We start from the raw sequence: 22,363 nt of genomic DNA, 5'->3' as shown, positions 1-22,363 counted from the left end.
GAAGCCTTACGGCTGTCCACATCAAAAAATCATTTTGCTTTAAAGAAATTGCTGACGCTAAATGCAACTAAGTTGGCTTTGCAGGAACTCAACAGCCTCAAAAGTCAATCTACTCTATTGGCCAAGGCTGCGTAACATCAGTGAGTAGGTAACATTGCCCACTCACTAACCCACTGACTGATTCATGATAACTATGAAAGAAACCGCTACGCAATGGCTAATAGCCATTGGGTGCCTGTTTTTTACCGTAACGGTACAGGCCCAGGAGCGCGGGCGATTTAAAAACAACCTGCGTATTACCCCAAAAAATGGAGCAACTCCCAATGCTCCGGTCGTTGATCAGCCGCAAAAAGCGGACGACCCGTTTGAACAGGAAACTACTCAGTTACGATTCAACAGCCAGTTTGAACCGAAAAAAGAATTAAATCCCGTTGCCAGCGAGGATACCAGTCAGATTGACTTAGGCGAAACCAGTGTTGTTGAAGTCATTGACTCAGCACTCATTGGCAATGAATGGGTCAAAATCGCTGATTATTATGCCGTTTGGGATTCGCACACCATCAATCCCTACAGCATTGACCCGCTACAGTTCAACGAAGCCATCGACATCAAGCTCTACGACCCTCCAGCCAATCACTTTTGGTCGGCTCCGCTGGACGAAGGCAAAATGACTTCCAACTTTGGGTACCGGTGGGGCCGCTGGCACACCGGCACCGACCTTGACCTGGATACGGGAGAACCCATTTATGTCGCTTTCGATGGCGTTGTTCGGGTGGTAGGCTGGGATGGTAACGGCTACGGACGTTACGTACTGGTTCGGCACTACAATGGTCTTGAAACACTGTACGGCCACATGTCGAAACAAACCGTTGAAACCGGCCAACTGGTCAAAGCGGGCGACCAGCTCGGACTGGGTGGTAGCACAGGCCGCAGTTCTGGCCCACACCTTCACTTCGAAACCCGATTTGAAGGTAACCCATTCAGCCCCCTCAATATTTATTCGTTCCCGGAAAATACCATCAATTCCGACCATTTCCTGCTAACGGGTTCGGTTTGGGATTACCTGCGTGGGGGTAGTGTTTCGTCTTCGTCAGAATCCAGTTCCAGACCGCGCTTCAAACGGACGGTCATACACCGGGTTCGGTCCGGCGAAACGCTGAGTACTATTGCCGAAAAATACGGCGTATCGGTTTCCACCCTGAGTCGGCAAAATCATCTTTCCTCCCGCTCCCGTATTCGGCCAGGTCAAAAACTGAGGGTACACTGAAAAAGTGATGGCAGACTGAAATTTGCCACCTAAGTGTTTGAGGTTTATAGTAAAAGCAGTACCTTTGCACCCTCATTTTCAATATATATCAATACACATGTACGCAATCGTAGAGATCGCAGGGCAGCAATTCAAGATCCAGAAGGGTCGCACCATCTATACCCACCGGTTAGAGGGCGATGTGGACGCTGCACTTGCCTCCGACAAGGTGAAAGTTCTCCTTGTTGACAACGAAGGGAGCATTTCCATTGGAGCTCCAACCGTCGCTGGTGCGACGATATCGGCAAAAATTGTCGAGCATCTGAAAGGCGAAAAAGTACTCGTCTTCAAGAAAAAGCGTCGGAAAGGCTACAAAAAGAAAAACGGCCACCGTCAATATCTGACGAAGGTCCTGATCGAAGATATAACTTTATAAAACAGGAGCGAGGAGTGAGGAGTGAGGAGTAAGGAGCCGTCCGGCAATCTTATTCTCGCTCCTCGCTCCTAGCTCCTCACTCCTTAAAAAAAATGGCACACAAGAAAGGTGTAGGTAGTTCCAAAAACGGTCGTGATTCGCACAGCAAACGCCTGGGCGTAAAACTATTCGGCGGTGAGTCGGCCATTGCCGGCAACATTATCATCCGCCAGCGCGGCACAAAACATCATCCCGGCAAAAACGTTGGTCTGGGTAAAGATTACACGATTTTCGCCCTGGTTGACGGTACCGTAAAATTCCGTCCCGGCCGCGATAGCCGTTCGTACGTCGATATCATTCCGGCTGGCCCATCAGTAGTTGAAGCGGCTCCCGTTCCAGCTACCGAAGCGGCTTAGTGAACCGGTTTACGAAATAAAACCCGCCTGACTTCTGCCAGGCGGGTTTTTTCGTACGCAAAAACTAAAAAAATGACCTGACTGTTAAACAGCTAACAAACCGTTGGTTTTTCTAATCAGACTACTATATGAATCAGACCCTAGATCGTCCCATATCCATTTTCACAGAGGGAAGCCCCAATCCGAACTCCATGAAATTTGTGGTAAATTTTGAACTCGTACCCGCCGGACTCTCGTTCGATTATGCCACGCCGGGCGATGCCCTCCTGGAAGGGAAAGCCTCTCCGCTGGCAGTAGCGCTGTTCGGCTTCGACTTCGTGCAGCGGGTATTTATCTCAGGAAACTTCGTAACCGTCACCAAAGACGAAGAAACCGACTGGGACGAGGTCATGCTGGAAGTAAAACTTTTCCTGAAAGATTACTTTGGCGAGAAGAAACCCGTTTTCGCCCAGCGCACCATGGATACTAATTCTACCAAGCTGGATATGGACTCCGAAACGGTGCAAAAAATAAAGGCGGTACTGGACCAGTATATCAAACCCGCCGTTGAATCGGACGGGGGAGCTATCAGTTTTTATTCTTTCGATGAGCCGAGCGGCACGGTGAAAGTGCTGTTGCAGGGGTCGTGCAGCGGCTGTCCCTCCTCTACCCTCACTCTCAAAGCAGGTATAGAAAATCTGTTGACACGCCTGGTGCCGGAAGTAAAATTGGTAGAAGCCGAAGGGGTGTAATAATCCTTTTCATACCAATCAGTACCAAAAACCGCCATCGGCTAAGCTCCGGTGGCGGTTTTTGTTTCGCCAGCCCCCAATAGTGTAGTACATTTTCCGATGAAATGGTCTGGTGTGATTCATATACTATTTGTTTTAAGAAACCGATATCGCATCAAAACCGGCGTCAAACACACCGGCTGCCCGTTCAGTTTGTGTTTATCCAGTCAGTGGTTTATCTTAGAAAATAAACTTTCCGGTAGCTTATGCCGATTCTTTCCCGACTGACCTCGTTCGTTCTACAGAGTCTACTACTACTTTCAGGCTGTCAGTTACCGATCACGGATTCCGGTGCGGCTGGCCATGACTATTTCCCGCTTGAAACTGACCGCTACGTTATTTACGGGGTTGAGGAACAGCAATTCTCACTGAACGCTCCCCCCGTTTCCCGAACCTATCAACTGAAGGAACGGATTGGTCAGCCGTATACAGATGTGACCGGGCAAACGGCTTACCGGCTTTTCCGTTACCGGCGAACCACGGAAAACCAGCCCTGGCAGGCCGATTCGGTATGGGCGGTCCGGCTGGTCAATAACGAAGCAATTCGTACTGAAAACGGCAGGGATTTTGTTCGGTTAGTATTGCCTGTCGCTAATCAGTTAAGCTGGGATAGTAACCGCTACAACCAGTTGGGCCGGGACGATTACACCATACGCAACGCAGGGCAACCGTACCGCGTACAGGATAAGCCGTTCGATGAAACCGTTACCGTATCGAAACAGTTGGATTCAACACTAATTTCAGTAAAAAAACGTATTGATGTGTATGCCCGACAAGTGGGACTAATTTATGCGGAACGCGTAGCTGTTCAGTTCTGTACGGCTACACCGGCCTGTAGCGGACGCAACCAGATTGATTATGGCACGAAGCAAGTCTATAGAATCCAAACGTATGGCATCGAATAAAACAACCCTGGTCCTGCTGCTATTGCTGCTGGGTCAGTTCAGCAGTTTTGGGCAGGCAACCCGCAAATATTTGGTTCTACTGAAAGACAAGGCGAATTCGCCTTTCAGCGTCAGTCAGCCCGACCGGTTTCTATCCCAGCGGTCTATCCTGCGTCGGCAGAAACAGAACATTCCCCTGCTGGAACGCGACCTACCCGTTAACCCGGCTTATATCAGCCAGCTTCAGCAGGCGGGTGCCAAAATCTGGTTCACATCGCGCTGGCTCAATGCCGTGTTGGTCGAGGCAACCGATGCCTCGATCAACACCGTGCAAAAGCTACCCATCGTAAAAGGGCTTGAATTTGGGCGGTCACTGGCCAACGCCCGGACGGGTGCCGAAAGTCAGTCTCAATCAATAGAACCATTGGCCAGCGCCAGCAAGTTTGGTGATCTTGCTCCCCTCAACTACGGAAATTCGCAAACCCAGATTACGCAGCTTGGCGTCGATAAAATGCACCAGCAGGGTATTCATGGCGAGGGCATGCTCATTGGCGTGCTGGACGCCGGTTTTCTGAATGCCGACAAAGTTGGTTTTCTGAAACCTGTTTTCGATGAGAAACGCGTACTGGCCACCTACGATTTTGTCCGCAAAGAAACCAGTGTGTATGAGGACGATGCCCACGGACTGTCCTGCCTGTCGGCCATTGCGGCTACGGCTGATAATCAACTGTACGGCACGGCCTACAAAGCTTCCTTTATTCTGCTCCGTACTGAAGATGCTGCCACCGAAAAACAAATAGAGGAAGCAAACTGGCTTTTTGGTGCCGAATATGCCGACAGTGCGGGGGTCGATGTGATTAGTTCATCACTGGGCTACACGCAGTTCGACGATCCGGCAACCAGCTATACGTACCAAAACATGGACGGTAAAACGGCTCTTTCCTCACGGGCGGCTCAGATTGCTACCGAAACAGGAATAGTTGTGGTGGTGGCGGCTGGCAATGAGGGGAGTTCTGGCTGGCGTTACCTGTCGGCCCCATCTGATGCAGCATCCGTGCTGGCCATTGGTGCCGTTACACAGGCGGGCACACGGGCCTCATTCAGTTCGTTTGGCCCCTCGGCCGATGGCCGGGTGAAACCCGATTTGGCAGCCCGGGGTCAGGGCACGATTGTCGGTAGTCCGGGTGGACAGATAATCTCGGGGAACGGCACGTCCTTTGCCACGCCCCTGATGGCCGGGCTGGCGGCTGGTTTCTGGCAGGCCCACCCGACCCTGACAGCCACTCAGGTAACCGATGCGCTCCGTCGTTCGGGGAGTCAGTACGGTGCTCCCGATGATCAGTTAGGGTATGGCATCCCGAATTTTGAGCGGGCATCCGTGCTGGCCGATGCCTACGGCTCCTTAGTCGTTTACCCCAACCCATTCAACGATACCGACTTACTGGGTGTTCAATGGGGTGAGATTGCCATTAACACGCCCCTCGATGCCACATTGACCAATCTGGCCGGGCGGGTCATCTGGCAAAACCAATACGTGTCAACTGGCTTGGCTGCTTTTATTTTACCCCGGTTAAATCTCTCCGCCGGTATGTACATCCTAACGCTCGTATCGGGCGATAAGAAGCGGACGTTGAAGGTAGTGAAGCAGTAAGCTGACGGGATTTAATTGCCTAATTGTCTAAGGCAATTAAATGGTTCAGCCTCCAGCACGGTTTCTACAGTTTGAAAACAAAAGAAAATCACAACCTTTATGCATTATATGGTTCGTCTTCTTCTGACTTGTACGCTACTTATTGGGTACGCAAGTGGTTCACAGGCTCAACCTGCCTTTGAGGAGGGTGTATTACTTTACAAAGTTGACACGCTTAAGCGGCTTTCAGAAAACCCTACTCCCTTACCTATAGTCCAGATGAAGGTTTATAAAAAGGGGAATTTGGCCCGTCAGGAAATGATTCTGGTAGACACCAGGAATTCTTCCGATACACTACGGGTAGTGCGAATCAGAAACGCAAACGGAATTTTTATCTGTATGGAAAAGGAGAAAATGGCAATTCTGACCACTTATGAAGAGGAGAAACTGGATAAAGCAAAACGGGCCGCAAGTGGTCATCTGGAAACTTACAACGCTGAGAAAACAGGTCAGAAAGTTTCGTTACTAGGCATACCAACCGAGCGGGTTCTTCTCAAAAACGTGGATAACACCAAATCATTTGAAGCGTTGGTCAGCGCAGACCTGGATTCACCAGTAACCTTGTTTTTCGAGCCACTGAGCCAACTAAAAGGCACACCCCTTCAATTTTCGGAGCGGGAAGTGGATTGGGTCATCAGGTATACCGCAATCGCTGTTAAGCCTCAGCCAGTCGCTCCACAACTGTTTGATATAAATCCTGATTTTATGGTGATAACCATGAAGCAGATGTTAGAAATGGGCCATCCGAAGAACTAACTCACAATACAGTTATTCGTAGGATATGGCCAGATCCATGCAGGTCTCCACCGACGTATCAAAGCGATTTCCTGACAATCAGCCGGAACGGATTTTCGATGTGTTCGACGCTTTCACTGAGTACCAACCGGGCAGCCGTACGTCCCATCTGGGCAAAATCGGTCGACATCACCGTGATGCCTTCCAGCAGAAACTCCTTCAGGGGTGTTTCATTGTAGGATAAAACGCCTACTTCCTGTCCTAATACGTAAGGTGTTTGTTTAATCTTCTTGATTAGCTCAACCAAATCTTCTTCCATCAGGTTGATATATGCCTGCTCCGGTTCAATCGACTCTTCTTTTATATCACGAATAACCCGGGTCTGGAAACCATGTTCGTAGCAGAAATTATGGTAGCCGTTCAGGATAGCTTTGGGATGATAGGTATAGGAAGGGAACAGCATACTCAGCGTTTTGTATTTTCTCAGCAGCGGTAGAGCTTCGGTCAGTGCCTGATACAAATCCTTCTCGAAGTTCTGAAATACAGCCGCATAATTCCCGGTGATACCTTCCAGAAACTTATCCAGAATGACCAGTTTGTGCTTGGGTAAGCTATTGATCAGTTCATCGGCTTTTTCTTCCCCCTCGAAAAAGTGGCCAATAATGACGTAATGTGTATGATTGCGGGTCTGCCGCTGAATCAGGTCCCGAAAAAGCCGAAAATCGTTGTTATAAATAAAAAAGTCGATAGCTACAGTTGGGCCAAGAATCTCGACGAAAGAATCATAGATAATTTTCTTGTGAACGCTCAACTTATTGAATAGCAGAAATATCTTCAGATTATGTCCCGTTGGCGTGTAGTTGATATAAAATCCTTTCCCCTTTACGGCCCCAATAATTTCTTTTTCTTTCAGGAGTTCATAAGCCCGTTCTACTGTCCCTTTTGCCACATCAAACTCAGCGCATACTTCGTGGATTGAGGGTAGTTTGGCACCCGGCAGAATGTCCCGATTCTCAATCCCTTCCACAATCGAGTTGTATATCTGCTGGTATTTAGGCGTATTGGAGTAATCATTGATTTTAATATTGTACAACATGGCTAAAAGCGTAATTCAGGATTAAATCCAATTTAAGTGATAGAATAGTTTACAGGAATACGCCTGTAAAAGCTAGACATTCCTTTTTTCTTGAATTTTCTGTAATCATTCTATTAAAATAATTAAAGATGGCAGGGAAAGATCTTTAATTATTTTTTAATAAAATGTGCCCAATTGGGTAAGTATAGGAAAGTTCTCGACATCGATTTGGTAATATTTGACCATTAGGTTGGCTTTTTACAAGCTATGTTACTATTCCTAACTCTTTTCTTTATACTCATGAAAAAAATTTATCAGTTAATAACGCTGGGTATGGCAGCGGGCTGCCTGACCAGTTATGCTCAGGTGCCAAAGGACTTCCCGCAGGAAGAAACCTTCGCTACAAAGAGTCGATTGATGGCTCATTACATCCCAAAAGCAAAGCAACTGGACGTACATACTCCATCAGCGGATATTACGGTATCTGGAAAAGTGACGGATGATAAAGGCGTTACCCTGCCGGGCGTAAGTGTTGTTGTAAAAGGCACTACACAGGGAACCACCACCGATAGTGACGGTACGTTTAAAATAGCGGTTCCGAATGAGAATGCCAGACTCGTCTTCAGCTTTGTAGGGTATGTAAAACAGGAGTTACCCGTTGGTAACAAAACGAATTTAATCATCGCCCTCTCTCCTGACGATCAAACCCTGAATGAAATTGTGGTGATTGGTTATGGTTCCAAGCGTAAGCAGGATATTACCTCCGCCGTGTCGGTGATCAATATGCGCGATATTGGCGAGCAGCCCGCCAGCAACCCCAACCAGATTTTACAGGGACGGGCACCAGGGGTAGTTGTCAAACAAAAAAGTGGTACGCCGGGCGGTGCATTTGAAGTGCGGGTGCGGGGTGTTGGCTCGCTGGGGGCCGGTAGTGACCCGCTCTATGTGGTCGATGGTTTTGTGGTTGGCACGTCTATCGGTCAAAACCTCAACTCGAACGACATCGAGAGTGTAACGGTGCTGAAAGATGCGGCTTCTACGGCCATTTACGGGGCCAGAGGTTCCAACGGGGTTGTACTTATCAACACCAAGCAGGCCGTTAATGGAAAAGTAAGCATCAACCTGTCGCTCGATTACGGCATTCAGAGCGTACCAAAAACCAGGCGGGTAACGATGCTGAACGGGATCGAATTTGCGCAGTTCAAGAAAGAAATTTTCATGGACCAGATTCGTATTCTTCAGAATCGTGAACCTACTCTCGATGAAGTACCCATTGGCTACCGCTTTCCGGAGCAGACCAAATATTCTACAGACTGGTTCGACCTGATTACGCGTAATAATGCCCCTTATTCGGATGTAAACCTGACTGTATCATCGGGTACCGGTCCCATCAAGGCCCTTTTTTCGGCGGGGTACTACAAAGAAAACGGGACCCTCAAAGAAACGAGTTACGACCGCTTCTCGGTCCGCTCCAACCTGGGCGGGCAGATTAATAAATTTTTGAACGTAGGGCTGAATATCAATGGCACCTATACCCGGCAAAACGTGGCCAATACAGACGGGCGAAGCAACCTGGTAGGCGGTGCGCTGCTGATGGACCCGCGCGCTACGCCCTACGATGCAGATGGCAACCTTATTCCCTATATCAATGGAGTCGATGGTGTGTTTGGTTTCCCCAATCCGCTGTATATGCTGCAGAATATTGCCAGGAAGCGCAACATCGCCGACCTGCTGACCAATGCCTTTGTGGAGGTGTCGTTTCTGCGAGATTTTAAGTTCCGGTCGTCGGCTAACGTGAAACTGAATCAAAACGTCTTTCAAGAGTACGTACCTTCTACCATTGGTAATCCGGTAGCACCCGGCACGTCGGGTGCGCCACCCCGGCCGGCCAGAGCAACGGATATTACCGAAACCCTGATTAACTATTCACTGGATCAATTGCTGACCTATAAACCGCAATTGGGAGCTAACCATAATTTCGATGTACTGGCGGGCTATACCGCTCAGCAGGAACAGGTACGCGGGCTGCGGGGAGATGGTAATACCTTTCCTGATGATTTGGTGCCGTTTCTTGGTTCAGCCTCCATCCGATCATCCAGCTCATACGAATACGGGTGGTCAATCCTGGCATTTCTAAGCCGGGTTAACTATACATACAAAGACAGGTATTTATTCTCGGCATCGTACCGGCGGGAAGGCAGTTCGCGGTTTGGAGCCAAAAACAAGTACGGCGATTTCCCGGCGGCTTCCATCGGCTGGCGCATTACGGAAGAGCCATTTATGCCCAAAACAGCCTGGCTAACCGACCTTAAACTGCGGGCAAGCTGGGGCGTAACAGGTAACAATGATATCGGTAACTACCCTAGTCTGGCCTTCGTGGGGGCTAATAACTACATCCTGGGCAACTCATTTGCGGCTGGTAAGGTGGTGAATTCATTCGCCAACTCAGAGCTGAAGTGGGAAAAATCAAACCAGTTGGACATCGGTATGGATTTGGCTCTTTTCAACAACAAGTTGGTTTTCAACGTCGAGTACTACAAGAAGATTACCAACGACATGCTGCTGCCGGTATCCATCCCATCCGTTTCTGGCTTTACTACCAGTCTGGATAACATCGGTAAAGTGGAAAATCACGGGTTTGAAATCGGGACTGAATACCGCACTAACTTCGGGCAGTTTAACTTCCGCACCAATGCCAACATCAGCTTCAACCGAAATAAGATTCTGGCTATTAAAGGCCCCAATGATGCACTGTATTCCGGTAGTTTTTACGGTGGCTACAACGTGCAGAAAGTCGGTCGGCCGGTGGGGATGATTTACGGCTACAACAAACTCGGCATCTTCAACACGCAGGCCGAAATCGACGCAGCTCCCAAGCAGGACGGGGCCATTCCGGGGGCCATGAAGTTTGAGGATACCAACGGCGACGGGGTTATTTCCTACGACACGCAGGACATGGTAGAAATCGGCAATCCAAACCCCGCCTTTACCTGGGCCTGGACCTTTGCGGGCGATTACAAACGGTTCGACATCAACATAATGTTCCTCGGTGCGCAGGATTTTGACATTTACCGCAATATCGAAGCCTCTACCATGAATATGGACGGCGTTTTCAACGTCCTCGATAAAGCAAAAGATCGCTGGCGGTCGGCGGAGAATCCAGGTACGAACCCTTCCAACGTCAATTCGCAGGGCGGAACCAGCTACTTCAAATGGTCGCGCGAAAGCAGTAACCGCTATGTATACGACGGCAGTTACGTCTGGCTCAAAACCATCACCATTGGCTATAATCTGCCAAAGTTCAAATCCATCCTGAGTAACGCCCGGATTTTTGTGACGGGAAACAACCTGTTTCTATTCACGAAATACCCTGGTAATAATCCGGATGCCGGAGTGAGGGGAGGAACCCAGCTCAACAACGACGATGAGTCGTACCCCATTCCCAGAACGTTTGCCACCGGCCTGAAACTTAACTTCTAATCGTCACGGAAATGAAAAAAATAGCTAGTTTAAGTCTCCTTTTTCTTTGCCTGACTCAGTTTTCCTGCAAAGATGATTTTCTGGTTACCACTGACCCTACGCGCATTGGTGCCGACCTGTTCTACAAAACTGAAGATCAGTTTTTGCAGGCACTGAACGGCGTATATGGCCAGATGCAAACGATTACCAACTCGGCCTATATCTTTAAAGAGTTCACGTCCGACAATACAACCCTGGATTTCAACCCGCTTGACCGGGGTGGGGCGGCTGGCTGGGAAGCGTTTGAGTTCTCGTCGGTCAACCAGGGGAATGGCGAGATTTCCAACCTTTGGAATCAATATTATTCCGGGTTGTATAGTGCCAACTATACCTTAGAAAAACTGGCAGGGAGTACGCTTGATGCTACAATAAAAGGACCCATCGAAGGGCAGTTGAAGTTTCTCAGAGCTTACTTTTATTTCGACATGGTTCAGTACTTTGGTGATGTGGTGCTGGTAACGTCCACATTGGACAAGCCCGATAAAGCGTTTGATTTGGTGCGTTCTCCACAGGCCGACGTATGGGCACAGGTTGAGAAAGACCTGAAAGAAGCCGTTGCGTTACTCCCCGCTACCTATCCCGCTTCGCAAACGGGCCGGATTACCAAAGGGGCCGCACTGGCTCTATTGGGTAAGTCACAACTGACGCAGAAAAAATACGCCGAAGCCTTGGCAACGCTCAAGCAGGTAACGGGCTATTCACTAAATCCGCTTTATGCTGATAACTTCAATCCGGCCAAAAAGAACGGCCCTGAATCCATTTTCGAGGTGCAGTATCAGGGCGGTAACGACCTGGGCGAGTGGAGTAGTTTTGCCTACACATTTGCGCCCCGGCTTTCGGCAGATGCCGTTACGGGCTTTGCCAACACAACCCCCGGTGGCCGTAACATTCCGACCAATGATATGATTGCCGCTTACGAGCCGGGCGACCTGCGTAAAGACGCGTCGTTAAGAACCAGTTATACGCTGAAAGGTACGGCAGTGACCATTCCGTACGTCATCAAGTTTACCCACCCCCATACCCTCACCGGACGAACGGATGATAACTGGGTGGTACTTCGCTACGCCGACGTGTTGCTGATGATGGCCGAAGCCATCAATGAGCAGAGTGGCCCAACGGCTGAAGCGATTGGCTACGTGAATCAGGTACGGAAGCGGGCGGGGCTGAAAGACCTGACGGGGCTGGACAAAGCGGCTTTTAAAACAGCCATCATGCAGGAACGGCGCGTGGAACTGGCGTTTGAGAATCATCGCTGGTTCGATCTGAGACGAACCAAATCACCCGCCGAACTGGCTGCTTTTATGAACGCCTATGGAGCCAAAGAAAAAGGCAATCCCACCGTAAACCGGGGCGGTATTGCCTTTAACGCGCAGGATTATGTATTCAGTGATTATGAGTACTTCTTCCCAATTCCGGCTCCGCAAATTTTGATCAACAACAAGCTAACGCAGAATCCAGGCTATCAATAAACACGAGTAAATAATTCGTAATCAGGCACTTTTCTGTACGGGTCACAGTTTTAACACTGTGATTCGTGCAGAAAAATCAAATAAAAAGACTATTCAACGGACTAACTTTCTGAACGCGTAGTGACCATCTTAGTAGAATCATTTTGGCTTTGGCAATTTCTGGGACGATTGCACCCCCTCATCGTTCATTTTCCGGTTGGCCTGCTCTGTATTGCCCTGCTACTGGAAAGCATTAGCTGGTATCGAAAATCAACAGAACTCAGGTCGGGTATAACCGCCATGGTCTGGATTGGGACCATAAGTGCTATTCTGGCCGCGGCCCTCGGACTTATCCTTGTCAATCAGGAAGATTATGCCGGCAAAGGCGTTACAATCCACCAATGGTCGGGACTGGCGACTATGTCACTGGCTATCCTGACGGTATTGGCCCTGCGCTCAGGGCGTATTTCGGCCTACCGGACGTTACTGATTTTAACCGTTGTGGGCGTGAGCGTAGCCGGGCATTTTGGGGCCCTGCTCACGCACGGTGAAGACTACCTCTCTAGTGTGTTACCCTTTGGGAATTCCCCAACTTCACCGGGCACTGGCGGCACAAACTTCGCGTTTGCCAGCGTCAGCACCGGTCAGCCGCTCTCAGCCAAACAGATCAGCGAACTCAATGTAGAGGTTCGTTCCATCCTGGCGCACAATTGCTACAGTTGCCATAGTGCCACCAAAACCAAGGGTGAACTACGGATGGATAAAAAAGACCTGCTCTTCAAAGGAGGCAAGCACGGTGCCATCCTGGAAGCCGGGCACCCGGAAGATAGTGAGATAATCCGTCGGATTATGTTACCCGCCGATGATAAGGAGGCCATGCCCACCAAAGGCAAACGCCTGACCGAAAAAGAGGTAGCCCTGTTATCGTTCTGGATAAAACAGGGTGCTCCCTGGCCCAATGGGGCCGAAAAAAGCATTTATCGGGTGGCTGACTTAGCCCCTCGTTTACCGGTGCTGCCAGCCGCTACAGTTGACATTACGAACCCCATTGACCGGTTGGTTAACGTGTATTTCCACAAAAACAAGATCGAATGGAAGAGCGTAGTCGATGATCGGACGTATATCCGGCGGGTGTACCTGGATATTATGGGGCTATTACCACCACCCGATAAAATACAGGTATTCGAGGCCGATACCAAGCCCGATAAGCGGGAAGCGCTGGTGAAGGAATTACTCGGTCGCAATGACGATTACGCCCAGCACTGGCTCACTTTCTGGAATGATGCCCTGCGGAACGACTACAGTGGCACGGGCTACATTACCGGTGGCCGGTATGATATTACGAAATGGCTGTATGGCTCGTTGCAAAAGAATAAGCCCTACAACTGGTTCGTGCGTGAACTCATCAGCCCAACCAAAGAATCAGCCGGGTTTATCAAAGGCATTAAATGGCGGGGAACCATAAACGCCAGTCAGCGCACCGAGATGCAGGCTGCCCAGAACGTGGCGCAGGTACTGCTGGGGCTGAACCTGAAATGCGCGTCCTGCCACGATAGCTTCGTGAGTGACTGGAAACTAGCCGATGCCTATGCCTTTGCAAACGTATTTGCGGATAGCACGCTGGAAATTAACCGGTGCGACAAGCCAACGGGGAGAATGGCAGGTCGAAGTATCCTGTATAAAGAGTTGGGTACCATCAGCGTGGATGCGTCAACGGAAGAACGCCTGCGCGAACTGGCCGATTTTCTGGTACAGCCCAAAGACGGTCGGCTTTACCGCACGCTGGTAAACCGGGTCTGGGCGCAGTTGATGGGACGCGGGATTGTCGAGCCGGTGGATGCGATGGATAACGAACCCTGGAGTCAGGATTTGCTGGACTGGCTGGCCTATGATTTTGTGCAGAATGGCTACGACATCAAAAAGCTGATTTATACCATCACCACCTCGAAAACGTATCAGTTGCCTTCGGTGGGCATTAAAGATGAGGGCTTAATTACGGCCCCCTCCTACGTGTTCAGCGGCATGGTACGTCGGCGGCTGACGGCGGAGCAGTTCGCCGATGCGGTCAGCGTGGCGTTCGTCCCTATCTATCAGGATACAAACATCGTGAAGATGCTGCCGAATACGATTCAGAACGAAAAACGCTTTGCCCGGGCTTCTCTGGTAAAAAATGACCCATTCCAAACGGCGTTAGGCCGCCCCAATCGCGAGACGGTCAGTACCAGCCGCACCTCGCAGGCCAACCTGCTGCAGGCCCTGGAACTAACCAACGGCAGTACCTTCAATGAGGCCCTGAAACGGGGGGCAGAGCAATGGAAAACCCAGTATCCGTCGTCAGATTCACTGGTAAAAGCACTGTATCGGAAATCGCTGGGACGCGATCCCAGGCCCAAAGAAATGCTGGTAGCCCAGAAAGTACTGGGCAAACAACCCACTGTAGAAGGCATAGAAGATCTTGTGTGGGCCATTGCGCTCCACCCGGAATTTCAATTGATTTATTGACCCTAGTCAACGAAACGCTATGATTAACAAATGGAATCGTCGGGAGTTTCTCCAAAAAACGAGTGCCGCAACATTGGCCGCTATAGCAGCCAGTGCCCCCGTAGCCAGCTTGCTATCGGGCTGCACGAACAGCAACGATAAAACCAAATTGGTCGGTCAGCGCGGAACGGCCGATACAGTCATCCTGATCTGGATGGCGGGTGGCATGGCCCATACTGAAACCTTCGATCCCAAACGCTTTACACCCTACGAAACGGGGATGGAAGGCAACCGGGTGCTGAGCACCTTCAAGTCAGTGCCAACGGTACTGGACGGGATTCATTTCTCCGACGGGCTGCAATCCATTGGAAAAGTGATGGACCGGGGTACGCTCATTCGCTCGTACGTAGCCGCCGACATGGGGCATATTCTGCACTCACGCCATCAGTATCACTGGCATACCTGCTACGAGCCACCCCAAACCGTGGCGGCACCGCACATCGGTTCCTGGATTGCCAAGGAATTGGGGCCGAAGAACCCGGTTATTCCGGCTTTTATCGATATCGGCCAGCGGTTTACCGTTGGGGAGGCCGAAGAGTTGAAAGCGTTTCATACCTCCGGTTTTCTGGGCAATGAGTTTGGTCCTTTCTTCATTCCCGACCCCAGTCAGGGACTGGAGAGCGTTCGGCCACCCGTGGGCATGGATGCCCGTCGGTTCGAACGTCGGAATCAACTCTATAATGAACTGATTGGCAGTGGTCCGATTGGCGAATACGGGAGCGACTACCAGAAAGAATCCCTTCGCCGGTCGATGGAGCAGGCGTATCGGTTGCTGAACTCGCCCGAAGCGAAGGCGTTCGATCTGAGCCAGGAGCCCAAGGCCGTGTACGACCGCTACAACACCGGAAAATTCGGTCTGGGGTGTCTGCTGGCCCGCCGACTCACCGAACAGGGTGCCCGGTTCATCAGCGTCACCACCGAATACGAACCCTTCAAAGGCTGGGACACCCACGAAAATGGCCATACCCGGCTGGAAGAAATGAAGTGCCAGATTGACGGGCCCATTTCGCAGTTGATTCTGGACCTGGAAAAAACCGGCCACCTCGACCGTACCCTCATCATCCTCGCCAGCGAGTTTAGCCGGGATATGATGGTGGAAGGACGCCCTGATGCCAAAGTGCAGGAGCAGGTCAAACAACCCGATGTGCTGACGGATCCGAAATTCTACGGCATGCACCGTCACTTTACGGATGGCTGCTCCATACTCATGTTTGGGGGTGGCATCAAAAAAGGGTTCGTGTACGGGAAAACCGCCGACGAGCGCCCCTGCAAAACCATCGAGAATCCCGTCCGGATTGATGGCATTCACCAGACCATTTACCACGCGCTGGGTATTGCCCCTGATACACAGTATGAAGTAGAACGGCGTCCCTTTTATACCACACCGGACGGCAAAGGGAAAGCAGTAATGGACTTGCTGATGTGAGAAGCGTCATTTATTGTCATTAAATAGTCATTCATCGTTCCACTATACCAATGACTAGATAATGACTCTACCTGCCCTATATGAAAAAACTATCGTATTGTCTCATCGCCCTGACCATTAGCGGGGTATGGCTCATACAAGCCTGCTCCAGCCATACGTCCAGTCTGGCTGATGAGGAAAAAATCCCGGACCAGGTCAGTTACAATTTCGATATCCGGCCTATCCTGTCCGATAAATGCTCGGCCTGCCACGGCCCCGATGCCAACAAACGGAAAGCCGGGCTACGGCTCGACCAGCCCGAAAGTGCCTTCAAAGCCTTGAAAGAGCACCCAACGGCCCACGCGCTGGTATCTGGTAAACCAGAGTTGTCGGAAGTTTTTTTACGCATCACCGCCACCGATACATCAGTGATGATGCCGCCCCCCTCGTCAAACCTGAAACTATCTAACCGTGAGATAAAACTGATCGAGAAATGGATTAAACAGGGCGCTACCTACGAAAAACACTGGGCCTTTGTAGCCCCTAAAAAGTCGGCCCTGCCCACCATCAGCCGGAAAGACTGGCCAAAGAATGAAATCGATTACTTTATCCTGCAAAAGCAGGAGCAAAAGGGACTCGCACCCAATGACGAAGCGGATAAAGAGCGGTTACTCAAACGATTGAGCCTAGACCTGACAGGCCTCCCCCCCAGCCTGGCGATGATGGACCAGTTTCTGGCCGATAAATCCCCCAATGCCTACGAAAAAGCGGTTGATCGGTTGTTGCAGAATCCCGCTTATGGCGAGAAGATGGCTCTTCATTGGCTGGACGTTGCCCGGTACGCCGATTCGCATGGATATCAGGACGATGGTTACCGCACGCAGTGGCCCTGGCGCGATTGGGTCATTCATGCCTTCAACAAAAACATGCGGTACAACGACTTCGTCACCTGGCAACTGGCGGGCGATTTCCTGTCCAGCCCCAACGGCTTTGGTGGGCCGGGAACCCCCACTAAAGAGCAGTTGCTGGCAACGGGCTTCAACCGAAACCATAAAATAACCGAAGAAGGGGGCACAATCCCGGAGGAATACCGGACCATGTACGTAACGGATCGCACGGATTTGTTCGGAAAAGGATTGCTGGGCGTAACAATGGAATGTGCCCACTGCCACGATCATAAGTACGACCCTTTTTCCCAGAAAGAGTATTACAAACTCTTCGCGTTTTTCAACAACGTGAAGGAAGTGGGTATCGAATCGGTCATTGGCGGGCCGGATACCTACGCCAAGAAACCCATGATGGAAATCTGCGATGAGGATGTACAGGGTATTCTCTCGTTCGTCAATAAGTTGGACACCAATAAGTTGATCGTATCCGTAATGGGCGACCTGGACACGACCCGCAAAACCTTCGTTCTGAAACGGGGGGTGTATGATGCGCATGGCGACGAGGTACAACCTGGTACACCGTCGGCTATTCTACCCTTCAATGAACGTTATCCCAAAAATCGCCTGGGACTGGCCAAGTGGATGTTCGACCGGAAAAACCCGCTCACGGCGCGGGTGTATGTCAATCAGGTATGGCAGGAGTTTTTCGGAAAAGGCATCGTCAAAACACCGGGCGACTTCGGCATGCAGGGCGAGCTTCCCTCCCATCCCGAACTGCTGGACTGGCTGGCGGTCGATTTCATGGAGCATGGCTGGGACGTTAAACGGCTGGTGAAGCAGTTGGTCACGTCGGCCACTTACCGGCAGTCGGCGGTGATGACCCCGGAAAAACTACAGGCCGACCCGGACAACCGGCTGCTGGCCCGTGGCCCGCGTTATCGCATCGAAGCGGAGTTTGTAAGGGATCTGGTGCTAAGCAGCAGCGGGTTACTGAACCCGGCCATTGGTGGTCCCAGTGTAAAGCCCTACCAGCCGCCTGGTTTGTGGGAAGGGGCTACCTCAGGGCGGGGCTTGTTGTCCATGTACGTTCAGGATCACGGCGCAAGCCTGTACCGGAGAGGTATGTATACGCTCATCAAACGAACAGTCCCTCCACCATCGCTGGCCATTTTCGATGCCAGCAACCGGGATATGTGCGAAGTCAGGCGACTAAAAACCAATACGCCGTTGCAGGCGCTGGTCATGATGAACGACCCGACGGTACTGGAGGCATCACGGGTGCTAGCCGCCCGACTATTGCAGGAACGGAGCGCCCCGGCCGACAAGATAAACCGGGCTTTCCGGCTGATCGTGAGTCGGAAGCCGAACGAGAAAGAAACGGCTCTGCTGACGGCTTACTACGAAAACGAACTAAAAACCCTCACTAAATCCAGTGTCGAGAAATCGCTGGCCGTGGGTGAGTACCCCATTCCTCCGCAGGTCGACAAAACGCAACTGACGGCCCTGATGCGGGTGGTCACCACCATTTATAATCTGGAAGAAACCATTACCAAGTCCTGATGGCTATGGAAAAAGAAATTCTTGAACACGGACTGAGTTTTAACCGGCGTCGCTTCCTGTCCCGACTAAGTCTGGGCTTAGGCAGTGTTGCCCTGGGTTCGCTGCTAGTACCCGACCTGTTTCGGGGCAGCGGAGCGGACGAAGAAGGCTTTACGCCCGGTATTCCGCACTTTGCGCCGAAAGCCAAACGAGTCATCTACCTGTTCCAGAACGGAGCACCCTCGCAGCAGGAACTGTTCGATTACAAGCCCAAACTGCGGGAACTGATGGGTCAGGAGATACCGCCCTCCGTGCGGGGTACGCAGCGACTAACGGGCATGACAGCCAATCAGAAAGAGTTTCCACTGGTCGGCTCCTTCGTCGATTTCAAGCAGTACGGCGAATCGCGGGCGTGGGTGAGTGACCTGCTCCCCTACACGGCCGGTATTGTGGATGACCTCTGCATTGTGAAATCCATGTATACCGAAGCCATCAACCACGACCCTGCCCTGACGTTTCTGCAAACGGGCTCGCAACAGGGTAACCGCCCCAGCATGGGTGCCTGGCTGAGTTACGGATTGGGCAACGAGAACAAAAATCTCCCCAATTTCACGGTGCTGCTGTCGCGTGGCATTGGCAACGGGCAGGGCGTCTACTCTAAATTATGGTCGAACGGGTTTCTGGATTCTATTCACCAGGGCGTTCAGTTCAGCAAGGGCGAAGACCCCGTATTGTACCTGCGCGATCCGGAGGGCATGAACAGGCAGGAACGCCGGGCCATGCTCGATAATCTGGCCCAGTTAAACGACCTGTCGTACCAGGAATTCGGCGACCCGGAGATAACGGCCAAAGTGAAGCAGTACGAGATGGCCTACCGGATGCAGACCGCCGTTCCAGAAGTGATGGATTTATCGAAGGAGCCGGACGACATCATCAAACTGTACGGCCCCGATTGCCTGGTGCCCGGTACGTTTGCCGCTAATTGCCTGCTGGCCCGCAAACTCTCTGAAAATGGCGTGCGGTTTGTGCAGTTGTACCATCAGGGCTGGGACCAGCACGGAAATCTACCCTTCGAGATTGCCAGACAGGCAAAAGATGTCGATCAGGCATCGGCGGCTCTGGTAACCGACCTTAAACAACGGGGTTTGCTGGACGAAACGCTGGTGATCTGGGGGGGTGAATTTGGCCGTACCAGCTACACGCAGGGCAAGCTCACCAAAGACAACTACGGGCGCGATCACCATCCCCGGTGTTTCACCATCTGGATGGCGGGCGGGGGCATCAAACCCGGTATGGTGTACGGCGAAACCGATGAAATGGGCTATAACATTGCCAGTAATCCGGTCCACGTCCACGATTTTCAGGCCACTGTATTACACCAGTTGGGCCTCAACCACGAAAAGTTAATTTTCAAACACCTGGGCCGACGGTACCGGCTGACAGATGTATCCGGAAAAGTGATCAACGACATTATTGCCTAAGTTCTTTTCTATCGCTTCGGGATGCGTAACAAAGTAATTGGTTTGGCGGAGCGGGGCTTGTTCGCTTCGGCCGTGTTTATACTATTTCTGCTGTTGTTCGAGAGCAGACTGGATGTACCGGTCTGGTTGCAGCCCGTCGGGCGGATGCATCCGCTACTACTCCATTTCCCCATTGTCATCCTGCTGCTGGCAGTCGGACTGGAAGCCTTTCGCTTCAGTGCAACACCTGCTACCAGCGAGTTTTACCGATCCTTTGCGTCAGCGTTATTGTTGGCGGGTGCTTTCTTGGCGGCACTAACGGTCATTATGGGGCTATTGCTGGCTACGGAACCGGGCTATACCGGCGAGGTGGTGCAGTGGCACAAGTGGGCGGGGGTCAGCGTTTTTTTTCTGGCTTCCCTCCTATATTGGTGCCGGACCAATTCCTGGTACTCCAGGGTCGTAGCCCGTTCGGGGGCGGTGGTGATGGGACTGGTGGTGGTTGCAGCCGGGCACTATGGTTCAGTTATTACCCACGGAGCCGATTTTATCACGGAACCGATCATCAAAAACCGGCAGGCCGCCCCCGTCGACTTTCAGCAGGCGATGGTTTTCAACGACGTCATCAAACCCATTTTTGAGCAGAAATGCACCAGTTGCCATAACCCCGACAAGCTAAAAGGCGAACTGAATCTGACGGATGCCGATGCCATTCGCCGGGGGGGTAAATCGGGAAAATTATTCGTAGCGGGTAATCCCGACATTAGTTTACTGTTGCGTCGGATTCACCTGCCCGATACCGAAAAGAAACACATGCCCCCGTCGGGTAAAGCTCAGTTGACCCCCGCGGAAATCAGGCTCCTGTCGTTATGGGTGAAAGGAAACGCTGCGCTGAATAAGCGGGTTGCTGACCTGCCCGTCACGGATTCCCTGCGCTTCATAGCAGTGGCTATGTTTAAGCCGAAAGAACCCACTGAGCCGGCGTTCACATTCGACGCGGCCGACGATGAAACAATCAAAAAACTAAACACCGATTACCGGACCATTGCCGCCCTGGCCAGAGAATCGCCCGCCCTGGCGGTTAACCTGTACAACAAGTCGGCCTACTCAGCGGCTCAATTGAACGAGTTGGGTCCCATCAAAACGCAGGTTGTCTTCCTGAACCTGAACAAGCTACCGGTTAAAGATGCGGACCTAGCCCAGGTTGGTCAGTTTGAAAACCTGCGAAAACTAGACCTGAATTTTACCGATGTCACCGGGAAAGGGCTTAAAGAACTGGTGTCGCTCAAACACCTCGAAAGCCTGGCTTTGTCGGGAACAAAAGTGGCCTACACGGATTTGCGCAATCAGCTCAGGTCGTTCAAAAGCCTGAAAACCATAACCCTGTGGGAAACCCCGCTGACCGATGCAGAAATTAACCAGCTGAAAAAGGCGAACCAAAAAATCACCTTTATTGCCGGATTCGATGGGGATAAGAACGCGCCGATCAAGCTCAACCCGCCCCAGGTCAGGAACAGTTCGGTTATTTTCAGTCAGAGTCTGCCCCTAAAAATAATCCATCCAATTCGGGGTGTTGAGCTTCGCTATACAACGGACGGCTCGGTACCAGATAGTGTTCACTCGGCGATACTCACCAGTCAAAAGGTAATTACCCAATCGACATCGGTGAACGTAAAAGCGTACAAACCAGGCTGGTTCAGCAGTGACGTAGCTACGTTTACCTTTTACAAAAGTGCCTACAAACCGGATAGTGTGCGTTTGTTGTTACCGCTCAATCCGGTCCATCAAGCGGCTGGTGCCCAAACCTTTTTTGATGGAAAACTCGGCACCTTCAATGCCAATAGTCCCGCCTGGGCTAATAATTGGGCCGGCTTCAGGAGAAATGATATGGTGATGGTGTCGCTATTCGACAAGCCGGTTCGTCTTTCGTCCGTTGCCCTGCGGGTGATGGTAGAAGAAGAAACGAGCATTTTCCCACCGGGTTCCATTGAAATATGGGGGGGTGAAAACGAGGAGAGCCTGCGTAAACTAACGACGCTCACGCCCGATATGCCCGTCAGGAAAAGCCCGCACGAACTCAAGGCCCTGGTAGCCAGTTTTCCCCCTCAGCCAGTTGCCTGCCTGAAAATTATTGCCCGGCCCCTGAAGGAAATCCCTGCCTGGCATCCAAACAAAGGCAATCAGGCCCTGCTGCTGGTAGACGAAGTGTTTATCAACTGACCCGGTTGCCTGTTTACCTGACACTCCCGTATTCCTCAGCCAGAATTCCCATCAGACGGAGTTTTGGCTGTTTTATTATTACCACGAAGGTTATCGGATAGCTCATTAAAAAT

Annotated in this window: 15 protein-coding genes; 14 read left to right on the top strand and 1 reads right to left on the bottom strand. The window is 51.2% G+C overall.

The window, feature by feature from the left end; translation table 11 throughout:
- Nucleotides 1-193: 193 nt before the first annotated feature.
- The 7 genes from B157_RS0101800 (at nt 194) to B157_RS39550 (ending at nt 6,177) form a co-directional block, all read left to right on the top strand.
- Nucleotides 194-1,267, top strand: coding sequence for a peptidoglycan DD-metalloendopeptidase family protein (locus B157_RS0101800; RefSeq protein ID WP_020601668.1), 1,074 nt, complete (start codon nt 194-196; stop codon nt 1,265-1,267).
- 97 nt (nt 1,268-1,364) lie between these two features.
- Nucleotides 1,365-1,682: a 50S ribosomal protein L21 gene (gene rplU / locus B157_RS0101795; RefSeq protein WP_020601667.1), complete on the top strand. Its 318-nt coding sequence runs from the start codon at nt 1,365-1,367 to the stop codon at nt 1,680-1,682.
- Between the two features lie 92 nt (nt 1,683-1,774).
- Complete coding sequence (rpmA, locus tag B157_RS0101790) at nt 1,775-2,077, top strand: 50S ribosomal protein L27 (RefSeq protein WP_020601666.1); 303 nt, start codon at nt 1,775-1,777, stop codon at nt 2,075-2,077.
- A 128-nt stretch (nt 2,078-2,205) separates the two neighbouring features.
- Entirely contained in the window at nt 2,206-2,808 is a 603-nt protein-coding gene (locus B157_RS0101785) for a NifU family protein (RefSeq protein ID WP_020601665.1), read from the top strand.
- A gap of 245 nt (nt 2,809-3,053) precedes the next feature.
- The gene (locus B157_RS0101780) at nt 3,054-3,752 is read left to right on the top strand and encodes a hypothetical protein (protein ID WP_020601664.1); all 699 of its coding nucleotides are present in this window, start codon (nt 3,054-3,056) and stop codon (nt 3,750-3,752) included.
- Nucleotides 3,739-5,382 (top strand): S8 family serine peptidase, encoded by a 1,644-nt coding sequence (locus B157_RS0101775; RefSeq protein ID WP_020601663.1) that lies wholly within the window; start codon nt 3,739-3,741, stop codon nt 5,380-5,382. The genes B157_RS0101780 and B157_RS0101775 overlap by 14 nt, the downstream gene beginning before the upstream one ends.
- 378 nt (nt 5,383-5,760) lie before the next feature.
- Nucleotides 5,761-6,177 carry a hypothetical protein gene (locus B157_RS39550; protein ID WP_245565005.1) on the top strand — a complete coding sequence of 139 codons (417 nt, stop codon included), beginning with the start codon at nt 5,761-5,763 and terminating at the stop codon, nt 6,175-6,177.
- 58 nt (nt 6,178-6,235) lie between these two features.
- Here the strand turns inward: B157_RS39550 and B157_RS0101765 are convergent, their stop codons facing one another.
- The gene (locus B157_RS0101765; RefSeq protein WP_020601661.1) at nt 6,236-7,252 is read right to left on the bottom strand and encodes a GntR family transcriptional regulator; all 1,017 of its coding nucleotides are present in this window, start codon (nt 7,250-7,252) and stop codon (nt 6,236-6,238) included.
- A gap of 279 nt (nt 7,253-7,531) precedes the next feature.
- On the opposite strand from B157_RS0101765, the gene B157_RS0101760 reads away from it, so the two are divergent.
- The 7 genes from B157_RS0101760 (at nt 7,532) to B157_RS0101730 (ending at nt 22,250) form a co-directional block, all read left to right on the top strand.
- Complete coding sequence (locus B157_RS0101760; protein ID WP_020601660.1) at nt 7,532-10,711, top strand: SusC/RagA family TonB-linked outer membrane protein; 3,180 nt, start codon at nt 7,532-7,534, stop codon at nt 10,709-10,711.
- Between the two features lie 11 nt (nt 10,712-10,722).
- On the top strand, nt 10,723-12,219 hold the full coding sequence (locus B157_RS0101755; RefSeq protein WP_020601659.1) for a RagB/SusD family nutrient uptake outer membrane protein: 1,497 nt from the start codon (nt 10,723-10,725) through the stop codon (nt 12,217-12,219).
- A 120-nt stretch (nt 12,220-12,339) separates the two neighbouring features.
- Nucleotides 12,340-14,700, top strand: coding sequence for a DUF1549 domain-containing protein (locus B157_RS0101750; protein ID WP_026308415.1), 2,361 nt, complete (start codon nt 12,340-12,342; stop codon nt 14,698-14,700).
- Nucleotides 14,701-14,719: 19 nt separating this feature from the next.
- Complete coding sequence (locus B157_RS0101745; RefSeq protein ID WP_020601657.1) at nt 14,720-16,165, top strand: DUF1501 domain-containing protein; 1,446 nt, start codon at nt 14,720-14,722, stop codon at nt 16,163-16,165.
- 80 nt (nt 16,166-16,245) lie between these two features.
- Nucleotides 16,246-18,591 (top strand): PSD1 and planctomycete cytochrome C domain-containing protein, encoded by a 2,346-nt coding sequence (locus B157_RS0101740; protein WP_020601656.1) that lies wholly within the window; start codon nt 16,246-16,248, stop codon nt 18,589-18,591.
- 5 nt (nt 18,592-18,596) lie between these two features.
- The gene (locus B157_RS0101735) at nt 18,597-20,051 is read left to right on the top strand and encodes a DUF1501 domain-containing protein (protein WP_026308414.1); all 1,455 of its coding nucleotides are present in this window, start codon (nt 18,597-18,599) and stop codon (nt 20,049-20,051) included.
- A 21-nt stretch (nt 20,052-20,072) separates the two neighbouring features.
- On the top strand, nt 20,073-22,250 hold the full coding sequence (locus B157_RS0101730) for a c-type cytochrome domain-containing protein (RefSeq protein ID WP_020601654.1): 2,178 nt from the start codon (nt 20,073-20,075) through the stop codon (nt 22,248-22,250).
- Nucleotides 22,251-22,363 lie beyond the last annotated feature (113 nt).

The organism is Spirosoma spitsbergense DSM 19989 (genome assembly GCF_000374085.1).
GTDB classification, from domain to species: domain Bacteria; phylum Bacteroidota; class Bacteroidia; order Cytophagales; family Spirosomataceae; genus Spirosoma; species Spirosoma spitsbergense.
The sequence above is the reverse complement of the archived record's forward strand: the minus strand, read 5'-3'. Positions and strand labels throughout refer to the sequence as shown.